The following is a 23,893-nucleotide window of genomic DNA, read 5'->3' as shown; positions in this document are numbered from 1 at the left end:
CGTCAGCTACAACTGCTGACCTTCGCGACACCCAGGGGGCCTGTGCCGAGTCGGCCCAGGCCCCCTTCCGTCTGTCCTGAGAGGGGTGCAGTGCCGATGATCGACTCGTTCCGGGCCTACACGATCAGTGACCCGCAGTACTACGACCGCGTCGAGCGGTCTTCCGAACCGGGCGCGTTCCTGGAGCTCCTGCGCGAGCGCGTCGGCGACCGCGCCGCCGTGGTGGACGGCGTCGGCATCTGGGCCCGTTGCCTGGACCGCCCGCTCAGCGAACTGCCGGAGTACGGCTGGAAGCTGCACCTCGCAGCGCGGCCGGACGACCTGGCCACGCTGATGAACGCGGTGATCGACGAGTACCTGATCGACTCGTTCAGCTTCAAGGTCATCCGCTCTCCGGAGCTCGGACTGGCTCAGTTGGCCCGCTGGTGGTCGCGTGGCGGCGCAGGCAAGGCGGTGACGGTCTACCCGCTGTCTGAAGAGCACGCCCGAGAGCTGGCCGACCGCCTGAGCAGGCGCGTCAGCGACCTGCACGGCGCACACGTACTAACCGATCGCCGGTACCCGGGGAGCGACGTGGTGCAGTACCGCTACGGCACCTTCCGCAAGCCTCCGGGCGTCGACGACGACGGCTATCCGATCAGCGTGGTCACCGGTCCGGATGGCAAGCCGTGGAACGACTCACGCACTCCCACCTTCACCCTGCCGTCCTGGGTCACCGACGACCCGTTCGCCGTACCGGCTGAGGGTGGTGAGCCCGACCCGACCGGTCTGCTCAAGCGGTACAAGGTCAAGTCAGTACTGCGGCACTCGCCGGCTGGCGGCGTCTATCTGGCGACCGGTCCGGACGGAGCGGAGTACGTGCTCAAGGAGGCTCGTCCGCACACAGCCTTCGCACCGGACGGCTCAGATGCGCCGGAGCGGCTGCAGCGCGAGTACGACTACCTCCAGCAGCTCGCAGGCACCGGTGTCGCGCCCGCTGGCGTGGAGCTGGCGACGGTGTGGGAGCACACGTTCCTGGTGCAGTCCAAGGTGCCTGGAATCACCATGCAGGTCTGGCTGTCGCGCAATCACCCGTTTGCGACCGGCAAGCCGGACTCTGCGTACCCTGCCCGCGCACAGGGGATTCTGCGGCAGATCCGGACCGCGCTCACGACCTGTCTGGAGCACGGCATCGTGTACTCCGACACGTCACTCACGAACATCATGATCGACGATGACGACGTCGTTCGGCTGGTCGACTTCGAAGCCTGCCGACCGGTCGGATCCGACCCTGCGCAGTATCCGCGCACCAGTGGCTTCGCCCCCGAGCCCGGTACGGCGGCCTGGTCGGACGACGCGGCCTATGTCGCGTACGGCGTCGACGCGATCGAGGCCGCGACGATCATGCCCCGCAACGCTCTGCTCGCCTTCCGCCCTGAGGTGTTCAGCCGAGCGCTCGAGGTGACCGCCCGCCAGCTCGACCTGCCGCTCAACGACCTCCCCGCACGTCTCGGCCTGCCGGTCGTGTCGGGAGAGCCAGAAGACCTGCTAACCGACACTCTGCGCGGCCTGCGGGCCGCTGCGACTCCGGAGCGGCGGGACAGGCTGTTCCCAGGCCACCCGGAGCAGTTCCAGAGCAACACGTTGTCCCTCGCGTACGGAGCGGCCGGCGTATTGCGCGCACTGCACCTGCTGGACGGTTCGGTATCGGCTGAGTGCACCGACTGGCTGCTGGCACGGCTCGACGAGAAGCGGCCGCTGCCCATGGGCCTGTACGTCGGCCGTGCGGGCATCGGGCTCGCCCTGCTGGAGCTGGGACTGGACGACCGCGGTCTGCTCGCCGGTGCGACGGCCGAAGCATTGAGCGGAGACAAGCGCGGCGGTCTGGCGACCGGACTGGCCGGTGTGGGTGTTGCGCAGCTGCACGCGCACCGGCTCACCGGTTCAGCCGAGCACCTCGACCAGGCTCGCGCGATTGCGGACCGGCTCATCGACCGCGCGTCTGACGACGGAACCGGACTGTGGTGGCAGCAGGCGGATCCGCATCCGCTCGGACTGCTGCACGGTTCGGCGGGCGTGGCGACGTACCTGACTGAGCTGGGGGTCGCTGTGGACGACTCCTTCCTGGTGAAGATGGGCCGGCGTGCACTGGGCTTCGACCTGGCCCACGCGCGGCCGCGGTTCAACGGGGGCATCGGGTTCGGCGCCTACACCGGCAGTTCGCCGTTCGAGCCGTACGTCGTCCGTGGCGGCTCGGGCGTTGGTCTCGCGGTCGCACACCACCTCCGGCTGACCGGAGACGAGACGCTGGTCGATCCGCTCTGGTCAATCGTGCGCGGTGTGGGCATGCCGTTCACCGTGAACCCTGGGTACTTCGCCGGGATGAGCGGGCTGATCGAATTCCTGCTCGAAGCCAAGGCAGCACTGCCGGACGATGCGGCCACGCTGGACGTGACGATCGGCCGGCTGGTCGAGCAGATCACCGCACTGCGTTGCGAGGACCCAACAGGCACTGGGTTCCCGGGTGATGGATTGATGCGGCAGAGCTGCGATGTGGCTTCCGGTAGCGCCGGGGTCGCGTTGACTCTGCACCGATTGCAGTACGGCGGGGAGACGCTCGACGTACGGTTCGGGCGGCCGGTGGGGGTGTTGAGCCATGTCGGGTGATCGCCTGGCCGTTGTGTGCACCGGCGCGAGCGCTGCACTGGATCTGCCGTCCCACTTGGCGCACTGGCGCCGTGAGGTGAGCGGACCGTTGTCGGTGATGCTGACGCACTCCTCGCTCACCTTCGTGCAGCCGTCCGCGGTTGCGTTGATCGCCGACGAGGTGATCGAGCCGCACGGCCCGGTGGTCAATCCGGTCGCTTTCGCCAACCGGGCCAGGCTTTTCGTGGTCGCACCGTGCTCAGCGAACTTCCTGGTCTCCGCTGCGCTTGGACTGGCCTCGTCACCCGCACTGACCGCCATGCTGGCCACGCCCGCACCGCGGATCGTGTTCCCGCACATGAACCCGCGAATGTGGCAGGCACGCACCACTCAGCAGGCCGTCCGCTCGCTCCGCGAACAGGACGTCGTCGTGGTGTCCCCGGAAGACACTGAGGTACTGACGCTGTGGAGCGGTGAATTCGAGCCCAGCAAGGCAATGCCGGCGCCAGTCCGGACCGCGGCGGTGATCGCTGCGCAGTGGCGGAACCTGGTTGCCGCATGAATAGCCGGACCGCGTTGCTGCGTGAGAACCGGGACTTCAGCCGGTTCTGGTGGGGACAGGCACTGACGGCGTTGGGTGCGCGCGTCAGCGACGTGTGCATCCCGCTGTTGGTGCTGGACCTGACCGGGTCGGCGCTCTGGGCCGGTGCGCTGCTCACGGTCCGGCTCATCGTGCTGAATGTTGCCCGGCTGCCAGCCGGTGCTCTCGCCGATCGATGGGACCGGCGGCGGGTGATGATCCTGGTCGACCTGATCCGCGCGGTCCTGTGGGCAGTACTGGCTGTGGCGGTCTTCGCCGGTGTGGCGTCGGTCTGGCCCCTCGTGGTCGTCGGAGTGGTCGACGGACTGGTCAGCTCGATCTACAACCCGTCGCTGGCGGCTGCGCTGCGGCACCTGGTCCGCCCGGACGACATCACCAAAGCCGTGTCGCTCAACGAGTCCCGCTCGTACGCCGCCAGTCTGCTCGGCCCTGCGGTCGGTGGTGGGCTGTATGCGGTCGCGCACTGGATTCCGTTCGCCATCAACGCGGTGACCTTCGTGCTGTGCACCTATCTGGTGTTCCGGATCTCCGCTGGTCTCGGTGGTCGCAATGCGTCGCAGGAACGACTCAGCACGGACATGTGGTCGGGTCTGCGCTACGTGTTCACGCAGCCTTTCCTGCGGACCCTGACGCTCTGGTCCGCCGTACTGAACTTCGCCACGGCCGCAGCGTTCTTCGGGATGGTGCCGATGCTGGTCACGTTGAAGACCCCGGCCGAGGTGATCGGTGCGATGTCCGCGGTCGTCGCAGCCGGTGCACTGCTCGGATCACTCGTCGCTCCCAAGCTGGTGGAGACAGGCGCGTTCCGAGCCGTCGTGGTTGGCGGTCTGGTGGTGGCCGGGGCTGTCACGGCAGTCGCCGTCGTGCCGTCGATGCCTGTCGTGGTTGGTGCACTGGCCCTGCTCGGCGCGACTGCACCGGTGCTGATCATCGCGATGACTGCTCAGGTCTACGACGTCATCGACGACTCGATGATGGCGCGGGCCCAGAGCACCATGACTCTCGTCGGCTCGCTCTTCTACCCGATCAGCACCCTCGTCATGGGCTGGCTGCTGCAGTACTACGGCCCAGGCCCGGCGTACGGCGTGATGGCCGCCGCGCTGGCCGGTGCCGTCCTGTTCACTCTGGCCCGGCCGGTCCGGGCCCAACTGTCACCCGAACCGGAGGCGTGTCATGCGTACTGAAGCTCTGTCCAGTCTGATTCCCGATGCCGCCGGCTTCCTGGACCAGCCGCCGACCGAGGCGGTCGCGTGGCGCGGCTCCTCGTCGCTGGACTTCGGTCTGGCCGCAGTGGGTGAGCTGATCGACCATGGCTCGTTGCAACGGCAGATGGTGAGCCTGGTCAAGGACGGCCAGCGCGTCGCGCCCGCGGCGTACACGTGGGCCGGTCAGCCGATCCAGCCCGGCTTCGCCGACGTTGTCCGTACGACGAAGGTCTCGGCGTACATCGGCGCCGGTGCGACCACTGTGCTCGAGTCGCTGCACCGCATCTGGAAGCCGATCGGCGACCTGTGCCGTCGGCTCAGCCACGAGACCGGACTGCCGATCAGCGCGAATGCGTACCTCACTCCGGCCGGCAGCCAGGGATTCGCGCACCACTACGACACGCACTCGGTGTTGATCGTGCAGACGGCCGGGAGCAAGACCTGGCAGCTGCATGCGCCGGTCTACAACGACCCGCTGGAGCACCAGCCGTGGGACGGCTCCAAAGTCACCGAGGCCGAGTGGGACCGCCTCCGCACCGGTACGCCGTTCCTGGAAGTGACTCTGAAACCAGGTGACAGCCTGTGGATTCCGCGCGGCTGGATCCACAACGGGTTCGCCACCGACGACCACTCGCTACACGTCAGCTTCTCGTTTCCGACGCTGACGCCGTACTGGCTGGCTGGTGAGCTCGTCCGGGCGCTCGGCTCGGAGCGGGCCTTCCGGGCCGAGCTGCCGTGGGGCTTCGGTCGCTCTGCCGATCTACGCGCCGAGGCGCTGGCCACGACCGCCAAGCTGCTGGCCGCTCACTTCGCCGCGCTCGTCCCGACCGACAACCAGGAGCTGGCCGACAGCTACCGGCGGTTCTCGCTGGAGTCGGCACGGCGCCCGATGGACAACTTCCTGCCTGCGCCGACGCTGGACACGCAGGTCCGTACGGTCGCCGAAGCGGCGGCGGGTGTCGACTGGACGCCCGCCGGCCGGCTGCGAGTCCACCTCGGCGACTCCATCGTCGAGTTCGAGGACGCCCCCGCCCGAGTAGTCGCCGAACTCCTCACCGCCGACTCCTCAACCCCCTGGACAGCCCGCACCCTCGAACTCCCCGAGCAGGACGCCCTGGACCTCGTCACCCTCCTGCTCCGCACCGGCCTGGCAGTCCGCGCCGCCATTTGATGGGTCCACCCACGAGCTTGTGGGTTGACCACCCGCATGCGGTGGGTGAACCCACAACGGGATGGGTCAACCCACCAAATGGGGGCGGCGGTCAGCGGCGGGCGGGGGAGGGGTAGACGGCTCCGGTGTACTTCTCGCCGGGGCCGGCGCCGGGCTCGTCCGGGATGCTGGAGGCTTCCTTGAAGGCGAGCTGCAGGGAGCGCAGGCCGTCGCGGAGCGGCGCGGCGTGGTGGTGACCGAGCGACGGCGCCGCGGCGTCGAGCAGGCCGGCCAGGGCGTCGATCAGCGAGCGCGCCTCGTCGAGATCCTTGTGCTCGGGCAGGTCCTCGGCCAGGCCGAGGTTGACGGCGGCCGCGCTCAGCAGGTGCAGGGCGGCGGTCGAAATGATCTCCACGCTGGGCACCTCGGCAATGTCGCGCGAGGGGGTTGCAGGCTGCGGAGTGGAGATGTCGTCGGTCATGGTGTTACTGTTGCACGGCGACCGATCCGGTCCAGTGGTGCCCCCTGGGTGGAATACCCGAGGAGCGCCGGTGGTTGGATCCAAGCGGAGGGCCACCTCCCACCCAGCTGATGAACAGTCGGCGGGTCCCGGTCAACACCGAGACTCCGGTCTTGGTGAAATCGTACGGCGTTCCGGCTGTTTGACGGTTGGTGCGCCGGGGATCAGGGAATTGGGCCTTCGTGTGTTAGTCGCACGGAGGCCTTCGTCGTTTCTCGAGGAGACCTCGAGCGACGAAGAGGTGGTACCGGATTCAGAACAACCCAGGAGGACCCATCACCATTGAACTGCGCGTCAACGAGCGCATCCGCGTTCCCGAGGTGCGGCTGGTCGGACCGAACGGTGAGCAGGTAGGCATCGTCCGGATCGAAGACGCACTGCGGTTGGCACAGGAAGCCGATCTCGACCTGGTCGAGGTTGCGGCCACGGCACGCCCGCCGGTCTGCAAGCTGATGGATTTCGGCAAGTACAAGTACGAGACCGCGCAGAAGGCGCGCGAGTCCCGCCGGAACCAGACCAACACCGTCATCAAAGAGATGAAGCTGCGGCCGAAGATCGACCCGCACGACTACGAGACCAAGAAGGGTCACGTCGTCCGCTTCCTCCGTGCCGGTGACAAGGTGAAGATCACCATCATGTTCCGCGGTCGCGAGCAGTCGCGGCCGGAGCTCGGCTTCCGGCTGCTGCAGCGGCTGGCCGAGGACGTCAGCGAGCTCGGCTTCGTGGAGTCGAACGCCCGCCAGGACGGCCGGAACATGATCATGGTTCTCGGACCGCACAAGAAGAAGTCCGAGGCGCGCGTGGACGTGGACGCCGAGAAGGCGAAGAAGGTCGCCGAGCGCGAGGCCGAGGTGGAAGCCGAGCGCGTCGAGCGTGCCGCCCAGGTCAAGGCGCACGAGGCCGAGGTCGCCGCCGGTGCCACGAAGAAGCCGAAGGGTCCGGCAGACAACCTCGACCCGGAGTGACGGTTCGCTCCGGCGCGGTTCCGCTGCCGGAGCACCGCACCACCGAGTTCGAGTCAACGAAGAACAATCCAGGAGTTCATTAGCCATGCCGAAGATGAAGACCCACTCGGGGATGAAGAAGCGCGTCCGCGTCACGGGCTCGGGCAAGCTGCGCCGCGAGCAGACGGGTGTCCGCCACCTCGCCGAGGCGAAGTCCTCGAAGCGCAAGCGCCGGCTGAGCGGCACGGTCGAGGTCGCGCCGTCGTTCGCCAAGAAGGCCAAGAAGCTTCTCGGCATCTGAGGCTCCCGCCTCGCGGGGCCTCGTGGCCCTTCCCCCGAACATCCGCCGTACCGGCCCAGCCCGGTCGCGGCGCAGAACCAAGGAGTAACACCTCATGGCACGCGTGAAGCGGGCAGTCAACGCCCACAAGAAGCGCCGGGTCGTACTCGAGCAGGCCAGCGGCTACCGCGGCCAGCGCTCGCGGCTGTACCGCAAGGCCAAGGAGCAGGTCACCCACTCGCTCGTCTACGCCTACCGTGACCGCAAGGCGCGCAAGGGCGACTTCCGCAAGCTGTGGATCCAGCGGATCAACGCTGCGGTCCGCGCCGAGGACCTGACCTACAACCGGTTCATCCAGGGTCTGCGCCTGGCCGAGGTCGAGGTGGACCGCAAGATCCTCGCCGACCTGGCCGTCAACGACCCGGCGGCGTTCTCCGCGCTGGTGCAGGTGGCCAAGGCCGCCCTGCCGGCCGACGTCAACGCGCCGGCCGTCTCGGCCTGAGTACTACCGGTTTCCTGAGTAACAGTCGAGTGGCGAGCCCTGGTCTGCTGACCGCGCAATCCGTGCGGATCAAGCAGGCCCGGCGGCTCGCCACTCGTGCGTTCCGGCGCAAGACCGGCCGCTTCCTGGCCGAAGGCCCGCAGGCGGTCCGCGAGGCGCTCGAGCACCGCGAGCTCGTCCTCGAGGTGTACGCCGAACCCTCCGTGGCCACCCGGCATCGCGATCTGCGCGACCTGGCCGCCGCGGCCGGCGTCCCGTGGTTCGACGTCGACCGGGCCGGCGCCGAGGCGCTGAGCGAGACGGTCACCTCCCAGGGCGTCGTGGCGGTCTGCTCACTCGTCGACATCTCGCTGGAGCAGGCGGTTCTCCCGACGGCCCGCCTGGTCGCGGCCGGCTTCCAGGTCCGCGATCCGGGCAACGTCGGCACCCTGATCCGTACGGCGGACGCCGCCGGCGCGGATGCCGTCGTACTGTCGACCGAGTCCGTCGACCCGCACAACCCGAAGGCCGTCCGGGCGAGCGTCGGAAGCATCTTCCACCTGCCGATCGCCGTCGAGGCCGACCTCGCCACCGCCGCCACCACCTGGCGTGCCCAGGGCCTGCAGGTCCTCGCCGCCGACGGCTACGGCACCACCGACCTCGACACCTGCATCGACGACGGCACCCTCGCCAAGCCCACGGTGTGGCTCTTCGGCAACGAGGCTCACGGCCTCCCCGACGGCTTCGACGCCTTCGTCGACCACTCCGTCAAGGTCCCCATCTACGGCCGCGCCGAGTCACTCAACCTGGCCACCGCCGCCGCCATCTGCCTCTACGCCTCGGCGCGAGCCCAACGCCGGTGACAGGCCTCCCGTTCGACCTGCCCGGCCGGTTCTGGCGGGGCAACCTGCACACCCACTCGTCGGAGTCCGACGGCGCCTTCTCGCCCGCCGAGACTGCGCGGATCTATCGCGAGGCGGGGTACGACTTCCTCGCGATCACCGATCACTTCCGGGCCGAGTACGACTTCCCGATGACCGACACCCGCAATCTGCGGACAGCTGCGTTCACGACGCTGATCGGCGCGGAACTGCACGCACCGCGGACGGAGGCGGGACCGTCCTGGCACATCGTCGCCGTAGGTCTGCCCCTGGACTTCGAGCAGCCTGCGGCGGGGGAGACCGGTCCGGAGCTCGCCCGGCGCGCCCGGGCAGCCGGGGCTTTCGTCGGCATGGCACATCCGTCCGCGTCTCTGCTGACGGCCGTGGACGCCGAGAGCCTGGACGCTGCCCACTCTGTCGAGGTTTACAACGCGCTGGCGGACCGGGAGAACCGGGGCGACAGCTGGCACCTCACCGACGTGTTGCTGAACCGCGGGCACCGGCTGACGGCGTACGCCGCGGACGACGCCCACCTGCAGCCGCAGGACCCGCCGCCGTGCGCGGCCTGGGTCCAGGTGCGCAGTGAGTCCCTCGAACCGGACGAACTGCTGACGGCACTGATCGCAGGGCACTTCTACTCCAGCACCGGTCCGGAGCTGTACGACGTCCGTCTGGACGGCGACGTGATGCGGGTGCGGTGCTCGGCGGCGGTGAAGGTGTTGCTCAGCGGCGGTGTGCCGGGAGCCCAGGTGGAGCAGGGCACCGGGCTGACCGAGTGTTCCTTGCCAGTGGCAATGTTTCGCGGCTCACACTGCCGGATCACGGTCGAGGACGCGGCCGGCGGGCGGGCCTGGACCAACCCGATCCATCTGCCCGCGGAACCGATTTCGTAGCCCCGCCGTCGATTAAGCTGCGGTTCCGACGAAAGGATGTTCCGGATGCTTTGGCCTGCGCTGCGTGCACTGTCTTACGGCGACCTGTCAGCTGAACAGCTCACCTGGCTGCGCGAGCGGTTCGGCCTGACCGACGGACCGCGCACTGAGGGACCGGGCGCCGCGCAGTCCCTCGCCCACCAGAGCCTCACCGACCCGGACGGTACGCCGGTCGTGCTCGACCTGGCGAGTACCGGCACGTCCGGCTGGGTGCTCACGCTGTTCCACACCGGTGCGCAGCCATCGGCCGCCTCTGTCGCGTCGCTGCGGACCGCGTTCCGCGACGCCATCGAGCAGCTCGGCCTGACGCTCGTCGAGATCGAGCCGGCCGCCACCGCGGACGAGGTGCTGGTCCCGTCGGCCGACCCTGGTGCACCGGACTCCGCCTTCGCCGCGCACTGGGAGCTGCCGGGTGAGCTCGACCAGGTGTGGTCGCACCTCGGCGTACTGCGGGACGCGCCGCGCGAGGTCAAGCAGGTCAAGCTGCGCGAGCTGATGGCGACGCCCGCCTGGCATGCCGCGCCGGCCGGCCTGCAGCAGGAGGCACAGGACTACTTGAATGGCCACTGAGCCACTGCCGCCGGTCGGGTCGGCGGAACGGCAGGAGCGGCAGCGCGTCGGTGAGGCGTTGCTGTACGACGACGGCAGAGTCACCACGACGCCGCAGGCGAAGACCATCGCCATCGAGACGTTGGCCGCGCGGATGCGCTCGTCGACACCCGAGCTCGTGCTCGCCTCGATGGGACTGACCGTCGGCAACGACATGGCCGCACGGCTGGGCGACAACCGGTACGTGCTGCTCCCGCACAACGAGCGCTACCCGTCGATGGGCGCCGACGTACTGCACGTCGACGAACTGCGGTCCGCGCAGTACCGCGAGCGGGCGGAGCACGCGGTCCGGATGGACTCCGAGCGTGCGGACCAGGTGGTCCGGATGATCGCGACGAGTGAGCTGATGGGCGCCTGGTCCTACGGGTCCAACAACAACGTGCGCGTGCTGGCGCTGCAGGAGGTCACCCGCGACGAGTTCGGGTTGCAGGGCGTCATGGACTGGCGGATGGACCCGAAGACCCGGTTCGCCGTCGACCTCGAGCTCGACTACAACCGCGACGCGCTGCGGGACTTCCTGCGGACGCAGTACGCGATGACTCAGGAGACGCTCGAGGCGCGCGGTATCACCGAGGTGATCTCGTACCGGGCACTCAGCTGGGAAGAAGGCGCGGAGCGGCCGGACTGGGTGCACGAGGACAACATCGGCACGGTGATCGAAGCACCGCAGCGACCGCTGGCCAGCTGGTCGGCGGACCGGCAGGTGGTCGCCGACTGGCTCGAGGAGCGTCGCGGTCATGGCGTGATCCTGGCCGCGCGGCACTCCGCGCAGGATGTCTTCTCGGTGCCGACGACCGGGATGGGCTATCTCGGCCAGAAGGAGTGGGTGACGCTTCCGGGCGACCATCGGGCCACTGTGGACGGCGTGGTCTCGCACCTGGGCGTCGGTGAGCGCGAGCAGTCGGCCGCTGCCGGCATCCGGCTCGGTGGCCCGGCGTTGGGAGGTGCCGTCGACCTGAGCAAGGCGGCGGCTGCGGCCGCCGGCCAGACGTGGCAGCCGTCGCCGCTCACCCTGCAGGAGAACGGACCTGATGCACTCGACCAGCGCATCGCGCGCATCCTCGACGGCGCCGAAGAGGCGCCGACCTGGTGGATGCGGGACGACTCCGGCTACGAGATCGCGCGGCGTGACATCGAGTTCCTGCAGATCAGCCCGCAGCAGCTTCGGTGGATGCTGACGGGTGAGGCACCGATGGGCCTGACCCCCGAGCTCTACCGTGAGTTCGGCAGCGAGATGCTGGAGGCGCTCGAGCGGGACGGCGTCGACCCCTCGCTGGCCGACATCCGGCTGAAGGGCACCGGTGCCCAGTTCTACTCAGGACCGCACAAGACGTTCCCGACCGAGGCCGAGCTGGCGGGCAACCCGGAGGCGCTGCAGAAGCTGCGGGACTGGTTCGGAGACGACCAGAACCGCCCGCTGCGCCGTCCGTACGACTCGATGTACCGCCTCGGTCTGGAGCCGGAGCCGAGCGACTTCGACCTGGACATCAACAGCACGGCCGCCGTCCGCGCCGCCCGGTCGAACTGGCGCGAACACCACAACGACCGCTACCCGGGCGACTTCATGGGCGGTCACGGCTATCTCGACAAGCAGGCCGTCGCCAGCTCGCTGCCCAACCTGTCGGAGTGGTCCAAGCGCTGGGAGGACAAGCTCGGCCGTCCGCTGTCACTCGGCGTCTTCGAGTCGTCCGGCCCGTTCGACGCCACCGTCCTGGGGCGTGAGCTGTCCTCACACTTCAAGGACAGCGACTGGATCATCCACAACCCCGGGACCCCGCAGGCCTGGAACACTCCGCAGTCCCGGATGGTCGAGTCCGCTGCCACCAGTACGCCGAAAACGCCCGTGCAGGCGGGAGTGACCGGCGTACAGGGTGAGCGTCCGGACCACCTTCGCCGTACTGCGGTGGACACGACTCGCGGCCGCGGCGGCGGGCGGGGCTGACTCAGCTGTAGGTATGCTGGCGGCAGCGCGCGCCAGGGCGCCTCTTCTCCGCGGCAAGCACTGAGTGCACCTGGATGTACGGCGAAATCTGCGATGGCCGGTGAACCCTTCGGGACGGCCTGAGTCAGCGGAGCGGGTTGTCCTGGAAGGAACGTCATGTCGACCATGCCGCTACCCGCCAAGGCGAGTCTCAGCCAGTTGCGCACACGCGCGAAAGAGTTGCGGAAGGCCGTGCTCAAGGGCCGTCCGGATGCGATCGAGCGAGCCCGGACGCACCACCCGGCGTACGGGGATCCCGCAAGTTTCACGCTGCGGGACGCGCAGCTGACCGTGGCCCGTGAGTACGGGGTGGCCAGCTGGGGTGAGCTGATGGAAAAGGTGGCCACCGAGCTGGTGGAGGGGCGTGAGCTGCACCGGTACTTCGGCGTGGAGCTCAACAACGAGACCTGGGACCTGCTCGATCAGATCGACGAGACCAGTCCGGTGCTCGATCAGGAACGCCTCCTGTACGGCGCCTATGCCGCCTGCCTGCATTGGCTCGAAGCAGGCAACGAGGCGAACCATGCCCGCGGTGAGCACCTGATCGCGCGGGTCGCGGTTCGGATCGGCCGGGGCGAGCTGGCGTTGCAGCACGCTCGTCGTTGTCTGCAACTGATCCAGACGCACCCCGAGCACATGTCCGACTGGGATGAACCCTTCGCCCGGGAAGCCCTGGCTCGAGCCCTGGCCGCCACCGGGGCACTGCCGCAGGCACGCGCCGAGCTCGAGCGCGCGCAGCAACTGACCGAGCGCGTCGCGGAGGCCGGCGACCGCGAGGTCCTGCACACGGAGCTGGCCAAACAACCCTGGTTCGGTCTCACGCTTTGACGCGGGCGGCGATGCCTTCGAGGACGATCTCCAGGCCGTAATTGAAGGAGTCGTAGAACATCCCGTCGATGTCGCCGGTGGTCCGGCGGCGGGCGGATTCGCGCATGATGGGGTCCGCGATCGTCTCGGTGCGGTCGCGGACCTCGGCGACGAGCTCGTCGAGGGACTGGCCGCCGCGGCGGGCCAGTTCGCGGGTGGCGACCTCGGCGCCGGTGTTGCCCAGGACGAACGACATCACGGTGCCGAGGGCGAAGTCGGCGTTCCGGCCGGTGATGCCGGCGGCGTCGATCAGGGCCAGACCGCGGGTACCCATCGTCATCGCGTTCGGGCCCTGACTCGGACGCGTGTACATGACCTCGGGTAGCCACGGGTGCCGCAGGATCACCGACCGCATGCTGTGCGCGAACAGCAGCAGGCCACTGCGCCAGCCAGCCAGCTCGGGACCGGGGATGTCGATCTCACCCCAGACCTCGTCGATGAGCAGATCGATCAGGTCGTCCTTGGTCGGGACGTGCCAGTAGAGGCTGGTGGCGCCGGAACCAAGCTTCGCGGCGAGCTTGCGGATGCTGAGGCCGGCCAGTCCTTCGGCGTCGAGGGCCTCCAGCGCCGTTCGCACGATCTGCTCACGGGTGAGCGTCTCGCGCGCCGGGGCCGCCTTCTGCTGCCGGGTCCAGATCGATTCCTTCACGCAGACCATCGTACTGGAACACTGTGCGAGTTGTGTCGTACAGTGTGCGAGTGACTAGTACACCGTTCGAGTCTCCCGTGTCCGAGACCACCGGCCATCCGCGCCGCTGGTGGATCCTGCTGATCCTGTGTCTGAGCCTGCTGGTGCTCGTCGTCGACAACACCGTGCTGAACCTGGCCATCCCGTCGCTGATGCGCGACCTGGGCGCCACTCCCGCCGACATCCAGTGGGTGATCGACGCCTACATCCTGGCCTTCGCCGGCCTGCTGCTGACCGCGGGCAGCCTGTCCGACCGGTTCGGTCGCCGCAAGATGCTGCTGATCGGTCTCGTGCTGTTCGGCGCCGCGTCGCTGCTGGCGACTGTGGCCGCGAATCCCTGGCAGCTGATCGCGTGCCGCGGGCTGATGGGAGTGGGCGGCTCGCTGCTGATGCCGAGCACGCTGTCGCTGCTGTTCACGGTGTTCCCGCCGGAAGAACAGCGCAAGGCGATGGCCGGCTGGTCGATGGTCGCGATGGTCGGCGTGATCGCCGGTCCGACCGTCGGCGGCGTCCTGCTGAACCACTTCTGGTGGGGCTCGATCTTCCTGCTGAACGTGCCGATCGCCGTGGTCGCGATCATCGGCGCGATCGTCCTGATCCCGGAGTCCCGCGGCCCGGCCCGCAACGTCGACCCGCTCGGCGCCGTACTGACGGTGATCGGGATGGCGTCGATCGTCTGGGCGATCATCGAGATCCCCACCAAGGGTTTCGGCTCGACCGAGGTCCTGGGCGGGCTGGCGCTCGGCGCGGTCGCGCTGACGGCGTTCGCGTTCTGGGAGAAGCGCAGTGCGCATCCGATGGTGCCGCTCGAGCTGTTCAAGGACCGCCGGTTCAGCGGGACCAGCTTCTCGATCGTGCTGCTGTCCTTCACCGCAGGCGGTCTGATGCTCGCGCTGACGCAGTACCTGCAGTTCGTGCTGGGCTACACCCCGCTCAAGGCCGGTCTGGCCCTGATTCCGTACGCCGTCGCTGCGACCGTCTTCAACGTTCTCGGCGCCACATTGGGCAAGAAACTCGCCGACCGGACCCTGATCGCGATCGGTCTGGCTGTGATCGGGGGCGCGTTCGCGATCCTGTCCCAGGTCTCCGGTACGACGGGCTACGGGCTGCTGATCGCGGGCCTGATGGTGATGGGGATCGGCGGTGGCCTGGCCGGCCCGGCGGCGTACACGTTGTTGATGCAGGCCGTCCCCGCCGAACACCGCGGTGTCGGCTCCGCCATGAACGACACCGTGCAGCAGACCGGCGGCGCGCTGTCGGTCGCCGTACTGGGCAGTGTCCTGGCCGGCGCCTACTCCGCCAACCTCCCGGACGCCGTACCCGAGGCAGCACGCGAGTCGATCGCCGCCACCCTCGCCCTCGGCCCCGAGTTCGCCGCGGCCGCCCGCGACTCCTTCACCGACGCCATGACCATCGCCATGACAGTAGGCCTGGTAGGCGCCCTCGCCGGCGCCCTGGTAGCCCTAGCCGTCCTCCCCCGCCGCCCACCCACAACCCCCGACGCCCCGACCCCCGACCCCGCCGAGACCAATTTCGCTGGCTAGGCAGCCAGATTGGGGGTTCTGCACTCATAACCAGGGTGCAGAACCCCCAAGGCGCGTGCCTAGCCAGTCAAATGGGCTAAGTGTGGACGGCCGATTCACGGTCTGGGGGCGGATCTTCTTAGACTGCAAGTCGCAGAAGTTCCGAACCGAGAGCGAGCCATGTCCGGTCCCAACACGCAGTACGACCCGGTCGAAGTGACGCCGTTGCATGCCGAAGCGCTGGAGCGGAGCCGTGACGAGGCGCTGAAGGCGTTTACCGAGGCGGCCGATCTGGCTGCCCTGCAGGAGGCCAAGGCGGCGCATCTGGGCGAGAAGTCGCCGATCGCGCTGGCGAACCGGGAGATCGGGGCGTTGCCGCCGCAGGGGCGCAAGGAGGCCGGGCAGCGGATCGGTTCCGCGCGCAAGGCGATCACCGAGGCGTTCGCGGCGCGGCTGGCGGTGCTGGAGGCCGAGCACGAGGAGCGGATGCTCGCCACCGAGCGAGTCGACGTGACGCTGCCGTGGCACACGCCGCAGCTCGGCGCGCGGCACCCGCTGTCGCTGATCTCCGAGCAGGTCGCCGACGTCTTCACCGCGCTTGGTTGGGATGTCGCCGAGGGTCCGGAGATCGAGGCCGAGTGGCTGAACTTCGACGCGCTGAACTTCCAGCCCGACCACCCCGCGCGGCAGATGCAGGACACCTTCTTCGTCGAGCCGGCCGGCTCCGGGAAGGTGCTGCGCACGCACACCTCGCCGGTGCAGGCGCGGTCGATGCTGACCCGCAAGCCGCCGATCTACGTGATCTGCCCCGGCCGGGTGTTCCGTACCGACGAGCTGGACGCGACCCACACGCCGGTCTTCTACCAGGTCGAGGGCCTGGTGGTGGACGAGGGCATCACGCTCGCGCACCTTAAGGGCACGCTCGATCACTTCGTCGTGTCGATGTTCGGCGAGGGCCTGGAGGCGCGGCTGCGGCCGAACTTCTTCCCGTTCACCGAGCCGTCGGCCGAGGTCGACCTGAAGTGCTTCGTCTGCCGCGGCGAGTCCGTCGGCAACCCGGACCGTCCCTGCCGCACCTGTGGCAGCGAGGGCTGGATCGAGTGGGGTGGCTGCGGTGTGGTCAACCCGCGCGTCCTGCAGGCCTGCGGCATCGACACCGACCGGTACTCCGGTTTCGCCTTCGGGATGGGCCTGGAGCGGACGCTGATGTTCCGCAACGGCGTCGAGGACATGCGGGACATGGTCGAGGGTGATGTGCGGTTCAGCCGCCAGTTCGGGATGGAGATCTGATGCGGGTCCCACTGTCGTGGCTTCGTGAGTACGTCGAGCTCCCGGCCGGGGTGACCGGTCGCGACCTCGGGGAGAAGCTGGTCCGCGCGGGTCTCGAGGTGGAGACCGTCGAGGAGTCCGAGCTGACCGGCCCGCTGGTCGTCGGCAAGGTCCTGACCTACGAGAACGAGCCGCAGAAGAACGGCAAGACCATCCGGTGGTGCTCGCTCGACATCGGCAAGGACGAGCCGCAGTGGGTCGTCTGCGGTGCGCACAACTTCGAGGTCGGCGACCTGGTCGTGGTCGTGCTCCCGGGCGCGGTCCTGCCGGGCGGATTCGCGATCTCCGCGCGCAAGACCTACGGGCACGTCTCCAACGGGATGATCTGCTCCAGCACCGAGCTCGGTCTGGGCGACGACGGTTCGGACGGCATCGTCGTCCTGGAGCCGGGTGAAGGGACGCCGGGTGACGACGCGATCGAGCTGCTGTCGCTGACCGACGACGTCCTCGACATCGCCGTCACTCCGGACCGCGGCTACTGCCTGTCGATCCGTGGTGTCGCCCGCGAGGCGGCCACGGCGTACGGGGTTGCGCTCAAGGACCCGGCCGAGTTGACGCTGACCGGATCCGGCTCGGGTGGTTATCCGGTGCGGGTCGACGACATGGAAGCCTGTACGGCGTTCGTGACGCGCACGGTGACCGGCATCGACGCGAAGGCGCTGTCGCCGCGCTGGCTGCAGAAGCGGCTGCTCGCGGCGGGCATGCGGCCGATCTCGATCGGTGTCGACGTGACCAACTACGTGATGCTCGAGCTCGGCCAGCCGATCCACGGCTACGACAAGAACCGGCTGAGCGGCGAGATCGTGGTTCGCCGGGCGACCTCCGGCGAGAAGCTGGTGACGCTCGACGACCAGACCCGCGAGCTCGACGCCGAGGACCTGCTCATCACCGACGACTCCGGCCCGATCGGTATCGCCGGCGTGATGGGCGGTGCCTCCACCGAGATCTCCGAGACCACCACCGACGTGGTGATCGAGGCCGCGCACTTCGACCCGATCGTGATCGCGCGCGCCTCGCGCCGGCACAAGCTGTCGTCGGAGGCGTCGCGCCGGTTCGAGCGCGAGGTCGACCCGAACCTGCCGCGGTACGCCGCCCAGCGGGTCGCCGAGCTGCTCGCCGAGCTCGCCGGCGGCACGATCCTCCCCGACGAGACCGTCGTCGACACCCACCCGCTGCCCGCTCCGGTCGTCATCCGCGGCGATCACCCGGCGCGTGTGTCGGGGGCGCCGATCTCGGTCGAGGAGACGATTCGCCACCTGGAGGCGGTCGGCTGCAAGGTCGATCCGGCCGCGAGCGGCGCTGCGCCCGCCCCACTGGCGGTCGGAGTGCACGCGTCGTCGCTCGATCACCACCCGCCCGGTGAGGGCTGCGAGGTGATCGAAGGGAACGCGTTGTGGAGCGTGACGCCGCCGTCGTGGCGTCCGGACCTGCGTGACCCTAACGACTTCGCTGAGGAAGTCATCCGGCTGTTCGGGTATGACAACGTGCCGTCGGTGCTGCCGCCGGCGCCGGGTGGTCAGGGGTTGACGATCTCGCAGCGGCGCCGCCGCCGGGTCGCGACCGCGCTGGTCGGCGCCGGACTGACCGAGGTCGTCTCGTACCCGTTCACCGGTACCGCGGACTTCGACGCGATGGGCCTGCCGGCGGACGACGTACGGCGTCAGACGGTCAAGCTCCTCAACCCGCTGTCGGACGAAGAGCCGTCGATGCAGACGACGCTGCTGGCGACCCTGCTCCGGACGGCCGAGCGCAACACCGGCCGCGGCCAGACCGACCTCGCGATCTTCCAGACCGGCCTGGTCTTCAAGCCCAAGGCGGAGACGAAGGCCGCGCCGCTGCTGCCGGTCGAGGGCCGGCCGAGCGACGCCGACATCCAGTCTCTGTACGACGCTCTGCCCGAGCAGCCGCTGCACGTCGGTGTCGTGCTGACCGGTGCTCTGACCCCGACCGGTTGGTGGGGCAAGGGCCGTCCGGCCGGTTGGGCCGACGCGGTTCAGATCGCTCGCTTGATCGCCTCGGCGGTCGGCGTCGAGCTGCTCGTGAAGAACGCCGAGCTCGCGCCCTGGCACCCGGGTCGCTGCGCGGAGTTCTCGGTCGACGGCAAGGTCGTCGGGCACGCCGGCGAGCTGCACCCGAAGGTCTGCCAGGCGTTCGGTCTCCCGGCCCGGTCGAGTGCGGTCGAGCTCGACCTGGACGCGCTGATCGCGGCTGGTCCGGATTCGGTGACCGCGGTGCCGTTCTCGTCGTATCCGGTGGCCAAGGAGGACGTGGCGCTGATCGTCGCGGCTGACGTGGCCGCGGCCGACGTCGAAGAAGCCCTGGCGGAAGGTGCGGGCGAGCTGCTGGAGTCCGTGCGGCTGTTCGACCTGTACACCGGTGAGCAGATCGGCGAGGGCAAGAAGTCGCTCGCGTTCGCACTCCGGTTCCGTGCCGCCGATCGAACCCTGAAGGACACCGAGGTCGCCGAGGCCCGCCAAGCCGCGGTCCAGGTGGCGGTGGAACGCTTCGGCGCCGTCCAGCGAGTCGGCTGACGCCATGAACACGCACACGGGGGTGAGCGGCGGCACCCGCAACTCACCCACGGGTCGCGGTAGGCACGCGGAGCGGACCGCCCCCACTCACCAACCCTTCCAACACCTGCGTCGGCACGCTCAGTCGGAGGCCGGAAACGACCACCGGCAGCACTTGGTGAGTGGCGCAGGTCCGGTCTGGGAGGCGGCGCTGTGAGCGGCGCACACCCGCGGGTGGCGGTTGCTGCGCCTAACGCGGCGGCGGCGGAGGCCGGCGTACGGGTTGCTGCTGAGGGTGGCAACGCGGTGGATGCGGCGATCGCGGCGACGCTCGTGACGATGGTGAACGAGATCGGCGTGGTCTCGCCGGCCTCGGGCGGGTTCGTCACGTTGCAGGTGGCGGGGGCCGAGGCGGTCACGATTGACGGCTGGGTGGAGATGCCCGGCCGCGGTCTGCCGCCGGAGTCGTTCGGTCGGGGCGTCTGGGACGTCACCACCGACTACGGCGGCGGTACGACGACCACCGTCGGACACGGCTCGGTCGCGACGCCGGGCGGTTTGAAGGCGCTCGACCTGGCACACCGCCGGTCCGGCAAAGCGCCTTGGCACGAGGTCGTGCAACCCGCAATCGAGGTGGCCCGCGACGGCTTCCCGCTCAGCCGGACCTCTGGCTACTACCTCGGGTTCACCCACGAGATCATCTTCGGCTGGCACCAACCGAGCCACCGGGTCGTGCACGACGAGGACGGCACGGTCATCAAGGCCGGCACCACCGTGATCATCCCGGAGCTCGCCGAGGCGCTGCAGCTGATCGCCCGTGACGGCGCCGAGACGCTCTACACCGGTGAGCTCGCCCAACTGCTGATCCGCGACATGGCCGAGAACGAAGGCATCCTCAACGCCGCCGACCTCGCCGCCTACGAGGCGATCGTTCGCCCGGCGCTGATGGTCCGGCAGAACGGCTGGCGTCTCGCTACCAACCCGCCCCCGGCGGTCGGGGGAGTGGCAGTCGCCGCGATGCTCGCGCTGCTCGACGGCGTCCCGGCCGACGGCAGCTGGAACCCCACCGAGCTCGAGCGGCTGGTCGACGTACAGCATGCGGTTCTCGGGCGGCGGCTCGCAGAGCTGGACGAGGAAGACGTTCGGCAGCTCGAAGGTCAGCGCCTGCTCGAGCTCGCCTCGGCCGGCGATCTGCGCGCCCTCACCTCGCCGAGCACAGCGACGGTGTCGGTAGTGGACGACGAGGGCGACGCGTGCGCGATCACGGTCTCGTCCGGCTACGGCTCCGGCGTACTGACTCCTGGCACCGGCATCTGGCTGAACAATGCACTCGGCGAGCAGGAGCTGCTGCACGGCGGCCCCCACAGCCTGGCGCCCGGTACCCGCCTCACCTCGAACATGGCACCCAGCGTGGCTCGCCGCGATAGCGATGGTGCGGTGCTCGCGATCAGCTCGCCCGGTTCGGACCGGATCCCGACCGCGCTCGCGCAGGTCTACGCGCTCTACACCCACGGCGGTCTGCCGCTAGCCGAGGCGGTCGAGCACCCGCGGCTGCACGTCCGGGTCCGCGACGATGTCGTCGTCGACTACGAAGACGACCTGCCCCTGGCCGGTACGACGAACCTCCCGACCCGGCCGATGCCGCCGCACTCGATGTACTTCGGTGGTGTCGCAGCCGCGTTCTGGGATCCGGCGGAAGGCTTGATCGCGGTCGGCGATCCCCGCCGCACGGGCGCTGTGGCGATCTCCCCGCCGGACTAACGCAGCTCGATCACGCTCGTTAGACAGTCGTGGACATCGACCCCGAGCTCTCCGTCGTGGTGCCGATGTACGACGAGGAAGCCGTGCTGCCGATGTTCTTCGAGCGCATGCACCCGCTGCTCGACAGCATCGGCCTGCCGTACGAGCTGCTCGTCGTCGACGACGGCAGCCGGGACCGCACGGCCGCTCTGCTGCTGGAGGCGGCCAAGGACTGGCCGCAGCTCCGGGTCGTCCGGTTGCTGCGCAACAGCGGTCACCAGGCCGCGCAGTCGGCCGGCTTCCGCAGCGCCCGCGGTCAGTACGTCGTCACGATCGACGCCGACCTGCAGGACCCGCCGGAGACGATCGCGGAGTTCCTGCACGTGATGCGCGAGCGCGATCTCGACGTCGTGTACGGCGTTCGCTCGGACCGCTCGAGTGATTCGTGGCCGAAGCGGACCACCGCGCGGATGTACTACCGGTTGATGTGCCGTCTGGTCGGCAAGCAGATCCCGTTCGACGCGGGCGATTTCCGGATGGTGTCGCGGCGGGTGGTGGACGCGGTGAACGCGCTGCCCGAGGATGGCCGGGTGTTCCGCCTGGTGATTCCGTGGCTCGGCTTCCCGAGTGCAGAGGTGACCTACATCCGCGCCGAGCGTGCGGCCGGGTCCACGAAGTACAACCTGACCAAGATGACCCGGCTGGCGTTCGACAGCGTGACCGCGTTCTCGGCGGCGCCGCTGCGGCTGGCGACTTGGCTCGGGCTGCTCGGTGGCCTGATGTCGGCGCTGTTCGTGGTCGGCGCGCTGGTGATCAAGCTGACCGGTCGTGGCGTTCCGGGCTGGACGTCGACCGTGCTGGCCGTCAGTGTGATCGGTGCGATCCAGCTGCTGTGCCTCGGGCTGCTCGGTGAGTACGTGGCGCGGTTGTTCCAGTCGAGTCAGCGCCGGCCGCAGTTCCTCGTCGGCTACGACAGCCTCGAAGACCAGAAACGTACGGAACCGGTAGCTACTCGGTGAGGCGGGCGCTGCCCTGGCTCCTCCCACTGCTCGTCGGCTTCCACACACTGGACGCTGTCCGGTACGGCGCGTACTTCACACTGGCGATCGCCTTGCCAGGAACCCTCCTGCTGCGGGCTGTCTGGCGCAGTCTGGGCAACTGGGCTGAGGACCTTGGCCTGGGTGCCATCGTCGGGGCAGCCTGGATGCTGGTCGGCTGGGCGCTGTTCACCGCCGCTGGCTGGCAGAGTTGGCTGGCCGTCTGGCCCCTGCTGACACTTGCTGCGTTCGCCCTGCCGCGGCTGCGCTCATATTGGCGCATTGCTCAGCCCGAACCGCTGCCACTGCAGTGGACGTGGGGGCTGGCGATTGCCTCGGCTCTGATGCTCGCAGCCACCATCCGCGGCGTCATGGCGTACCACGTCATGCCCCCGGACGGTACGTCGTACTACCAGGATCTGCTGTACCACCTCTCGATGGTGAACGAGCTGACGCGCGCTGTGCCGCCGGAGCTGCCACAGGTCGTGGGGGAGCGGCTCGAGTACCACTGGTTCGCGAACGCCGACATGGCGGCGGCTGTCGACATCACTCGACTGAGTCCGATCGTGGTGCTGTTTCGGTTGTGGCTGCTGCCATGGCTCGTGGTCGCGCTGCTGGTGTGCGCCACGCTCGCCCGGACGGTCAGCCGGACGTGGAGGACCGGAGTGCTCACGGCTGCCGCCTTGACTGCGCCGCAGCTGTACCTGCTTGTGGACACCAGCATCAACCTCAATCCGCCGGTGAGCTTCCTCAGTCCGTCGCAGACCTTCGGACTGATCGCCTGTGTTGCGGTCGGCATCTTCTTGATCGAGCTGCTGTTCCGCGACGGTCCCCGCGCGTTGTGGGTGCTCATCGTTGCGGTGGCGATCGTCGGTGGTGGATCGAAGCCCACAGTGCTGCCAGTGCTGGTCGGTGCGGTCGGCCTGGCCGCTCTGTACCAGTGGCGCGTGCGCACTGTCGTTGCTGGCGCACTACTGGTCGCTGTCGGCGCACTGACTCTGTTCACCGTTGCAGGCAGCACCAGTGGGTCGCAGATCCAGTTCCTGGCGGTTCTGAAGACCAGCCCCGGCTACACGAGTCTCACCGGCGACAGCACGCCCGCTGGCATTGGCGGACTCGTCGTACCGTCGCTGGTCCATGGCGCTGTCCTCGGCACCGCACTGATGGTTCTGAGCGTGCTGCTCCTGCAGGCCGCGTCGCTGGCCGGCTTCCTCGTCGTACGGCGTGATCCGGTGGCCTGGTTCCTGATCGGCGCGATGGTGGTCGGCTGGCTCGGCTACCTGTTCATCGACCACCCAGGGGTGAGCGAGTCGTACTTCCTTTACACCGCCACGCCGTTCAGCCTCGCGGCGGCGGGTTGGGTGGCGGCCACGGCGCGCAGGTGGCTGGTGATCGTCGTAGTGCTGCTGCTCGCAGTCCCGCCGGTGAAGAGCTTTGTGCAGAACGCGATCGCGGGTGACACCGAGGCAGGTCCGGTCTTCCGCTCCGCACCGCAGTGGGTCTACCCAGACGAACAGGCCAGCGCAGCCTGGCTGGCGCAGAACAGTGCGCCGACGGATGTGGTCGCCACCAACACGTGGTGCCGCCCGGTGGATGCGAAGACGCCCGGCTGCGATGCCCGTGGCTACATCGTCAGTGGTCTCGCGGGACGCCGTACGGTCATCGAGGGTTGGGCGTACACCAACGAAGCGATGGCCGAGCAAGGCGTCGGCGGCCGACGCTATACCGAGCAGCCGTCGCCTTGGCCCGACCGCGTCGCACTCGTCACCGAGGCCTTCGCCAACCCGACACCCGCCCTGCTGAATCGCCTCCACAACCAGTACGGCGTCCGCTGGCTCTACGCCGACGCCCGCGCCGGAACCGTGTCGGAGAAACTCGCCGAACTGGCGCCGTTGCGACACAGCAACGGCAAGGTCAAAATCTACGACCTCGGACAGTAGTGAGCCCGTAACATAGGGTCCGCGCAGGCCGTTAGGTCCTACGCAGGCCC

Annotated in this window: 20 protein-coding genes; 18 read left to right on the top strand and 2 right to left on the bottom strand. The window is 68.9% G+C overall.

The features are described from left to right. The first annotated feature begins 96 nt into the window (after positions 1-96). From lanKC to ABZS29_RS00175, 4 genes are read left to right on the top strand one after another with little or no spacing between them, the layout of a single operon-like run. Positions 97-2,646, top strand: coding sequence for a class III lanthionine synthetase LanKC (gene lanKC / locus ABZS29_RS00190; protein ID WP_355457051.1), 2,550 nt, complete (start codon positions 97-99; stop codon positions 2,644-2,646). Next, positions 2,636-3,187, top strand: coding sequence for a flavoprotein (locus ABZS29_RS00185; RefSeq protein WP_355457049.1), 552 nt, complete (start codon positions 2,636-2,638; stop codon positions 3,185-3,187). The genes lanKC and ABZS29_RS00185 overlap by 11 nt, the downstream gene beginning before the upstream one ends. Then, the gene (locus ABZS29_RS00180; protein ID WP_355457047.1) at positions 3,184-4,410 is read left to right on the top strand and encodes an MFS transporter; all 1,227 of its coding nucleotides are present in this window, start codon (positions 3,184-3,186) and stop codon (positions 4,408-4,410) included. Before ABZS29_RS00185 ends, ABZS29_RS00180 begins: the two co-directional genes overlap by 4 nt. Then, positions 4,400-5,602, top strand: a complete 1,203-nt coding sequence (locus tag ABZS29_RS00175) for a cupin domain-containing protein (RefSeq protein WP_355457046.1) — start codon at positions 4,400-4,402, stop codon at positions 5,600-5,602. The genes ABZS29_RS00180 and ABZS29_RS00175 overlap by 11 nt, the downstream gene beginning before the upstream one ends. A gap of 91 nt (positions 5,603-5,693) precedes the next feature. On the opposite strand, the gene ABZS29_RS00170 is transcribed toward ABZS29_RS00175, so the two are convergent. Next, complete coding sequence (locus tag ABZS29_RS00170) at positions 5,694-6,062, bottom strand: DUF1844 domain-containing protein (protein WP_355457044.1); 369 nt, start codon at positions 6,060-6,062, stop codon at positions 5,694-5,696. Positions 6,063-6,421: 359 nt separating this feature from the next. Between ABZS29_RS00170 and infC the strand changes: the two genes are divergently transcribed. The 8 genes from infC to ABZS29_RS00130 all read left to right on the top strand — a co-directional run bounded on the left by infC (position 6,422) and on the right by ABZS29_RS00130 (position 13,037). After that, a complete protein-coding gene (gene infC / locus ABZS29_RS00165) occupies positions 6,422-7,066 on the top strand; it encodes a translation initiation factor IF-3 (RefSeq protein ID WP_355457042.1) in 645 nt (214 codons plus the stop codon). A gap of 85 nt (positions 7,067-7,151) precedes the next feature. Beyond that, a complete protein-coding gene (rpmI, locus tag ABZS29_RS00160) occupies positions 7,152-7,346 on the top strand; it encodes a 50S ribosomal protein L35 (RefSeq protein ID WP_132169842.1) in 195 nt (64 codons plus the stop codon). Between the two features lie 94 nt (positions 7,347-7,440). Further along, complete coding sequence (rplT, locus tag ABZS29_RS00155; protein ID WP_171676772.1) at positions 7,441-7,827, top strand: 50S ribosomal protein L20; 387 nt, start codon at positions 7,441-7,443, stop codon at positions 7,825-7,827. 29 nt (positions 7,828-7,856) lie between these two features. Beyond that, positions 7,857-8,669, top strand: a complete 813-nt coding sequence (locus tag ABZS29_RS00150; RefSeq protein WP_355457040.1) for an RNA methyltransferase — start codon at positions 7,857-7,859, stop codon at positions 8,667-8,669. Next, the gene (locus ABZS29_RS00145) at positions 8,666-9,580 is read left to right on the top strand and encodes a CehA/McbA family metallohydrolase (protein WP_355457038.1); all 915 of its coding nucleotides are present in this window, start codon (positions 8,666-8,668) and stop codon (positions 9,578-9,580) included. Before ABZS29_RS00150 ends, ABZS29_RS00145 begins: the two co-directional genes overlap by 4 nt. Positions 9,581-9,625: 45 nt before the next feature. After that, the gene (locus ABZS29_RS00140) at positions 9,626-10,189 is read left to right on the top strand and encodes a hypothetical protein (protein ID WP_355457036.1); all 564 of its coding nucleotides are present in this window, start codon (positions 9,626-9,628) and stop codon (positions 10,187-10,189) included. Then, positions 10,179-12,170 (top strand): hypothetical protein, encoded by a 1,992-nt coding sequence (locus ABZS29_RS00135; RefSeq protein ID WP_355457034.1) that lies wholly within the window; start codon positions 10,179-10,181, stop codon positions 12,168-12,170. Before ABZS29_RS00140 ends, ABZS29_RS00135 begins: the two co-directional genes overlap by 11 nt. Before the next feature lie 156 nt (positions 12,171-12,326). After that, the gene (locus tag ABZS29_RS00130) at positions 12,327-13,037 is read left to right on the top strand and encodes a hypothetical protein (RefSeq protein WP_355457032.1); all 711 of its coding nucleotides are present in this window, start codon (positions 12,327-12,329) and stop codon (positions 13,035-13,037) included. On the opposite strand, the gene ABZS29_RS00125 is transcribed toward ABZS29_RS00130, so the two are convergent. Beyond that, positions 13,027-13,734, bottom strand: a complete 708-nt coding sequence (locus ABZS29_RS00125) for a TetR/AcrR family transcriptional regulator C-terminal domain-containing protein (protein WP_355457030.1) — start codon at positions 13,732-13,734, stop codon at positions 13,027-13,029. The two genes, ABZS29_RS00130 and ABZS29_RS00125, sit on opposite strands and share 11 nt — an antisense overlap. 41 nt (positions 13,735-13,775) lie before the next feature. On the opposite strand from ABZS29_RS00125, the gene ABZS29_RS00120 reads away from it, so the two are divergent. From ABZS29_RS00120 to ABZS29_RS00095, 6 genes are all read left to right on the top strand, one after another. Continuing rightward, the gene (locus ABZS29_RS00120) at positions 13,776-15,308 is read left to right on the top strand and encodes an MFS transporter (protein WP_355457028.1); all 1,533 of its coding nucleotides are present in this window, start codon (positions 13,776-13,778) and stop codon (positions 15,306-15,308) included. A gap of 159 nt (positions 15,309-15,467) precedes the next feature. Further along, positions 15,468-16,577: a phenylalanine--tRNA ligase subunit alpha gene (gene pheS, locus ABZS29_RS00115; RefSeq protein WP_355457026.1), complete on the top strand. Its 1,110-nt coding sequence runs from the start codon at positions 15,468-15,470 to the stop codon at positions 16,575-16,577. Beyond that, entirely contained in the window at positions 16,577-19,147 is a 2,571-nt protein-coding gene (pheT, locus tag ABZS29_RS00110; RefSeq protein ID WP_355457024.1) for a phenylalanine--tRNA ligase subunit beta, read from the top strand. The genes pheS and pheT overlap by 1 nt, the downstream gene beginning before the upstream one ends. A 192-nt stretch (positions 19,148-19,339) precedes the next feature. Then, positions 19,340-20,887, top strand: coding sequence for a gamma-glutamyltransferase (locus tag ABZS29_RS00105; protein ID WP_355457022.1), 1,548 nt, complete (start codon positions 19,340-19,342; stop codon positions 20,885-20,887). 29 nt (positions 20,888-20,916) lie between these two features. Beyond that, entirely contained in the window at positions 20,917-21,885 is a 969-nt protein-coding gene (locus ABZS29_RS00100) for a glycosyltransferase family 2 protein (RefSeq protein WP_355457021.1), read from the top strand. Beyond that, positions 21,882-23,843: a hypothetical protein gene (locus tag ABZS29_RS00095; RefSeq protein WP_355457019.1), complete on the top strand. Its 1,962-nt coding sequence runs from the start codon at positions 21,882-21,884 to the stop codon at positions 23,841-23,843. Before ABZS29_RS00100 ends, ABZS29_RS00095 begins: the two co-directional genes overlap by 4 nt. The last annotated feature ends 50 nt before the right edge of the window (positions 23,844-23,893 follow it).

This window comes from Kribbella sp. NPDC005582, assembly GCF_040605415.1.
Classification (GTDB): Bacteria; Actinomycetota; Actinomycetes; order Propionibacteriales; family Kribbellaceae; genus Kribbella.
This window is presented reverse-complemented; position numbering and strand designations above follow the sequence as displayed.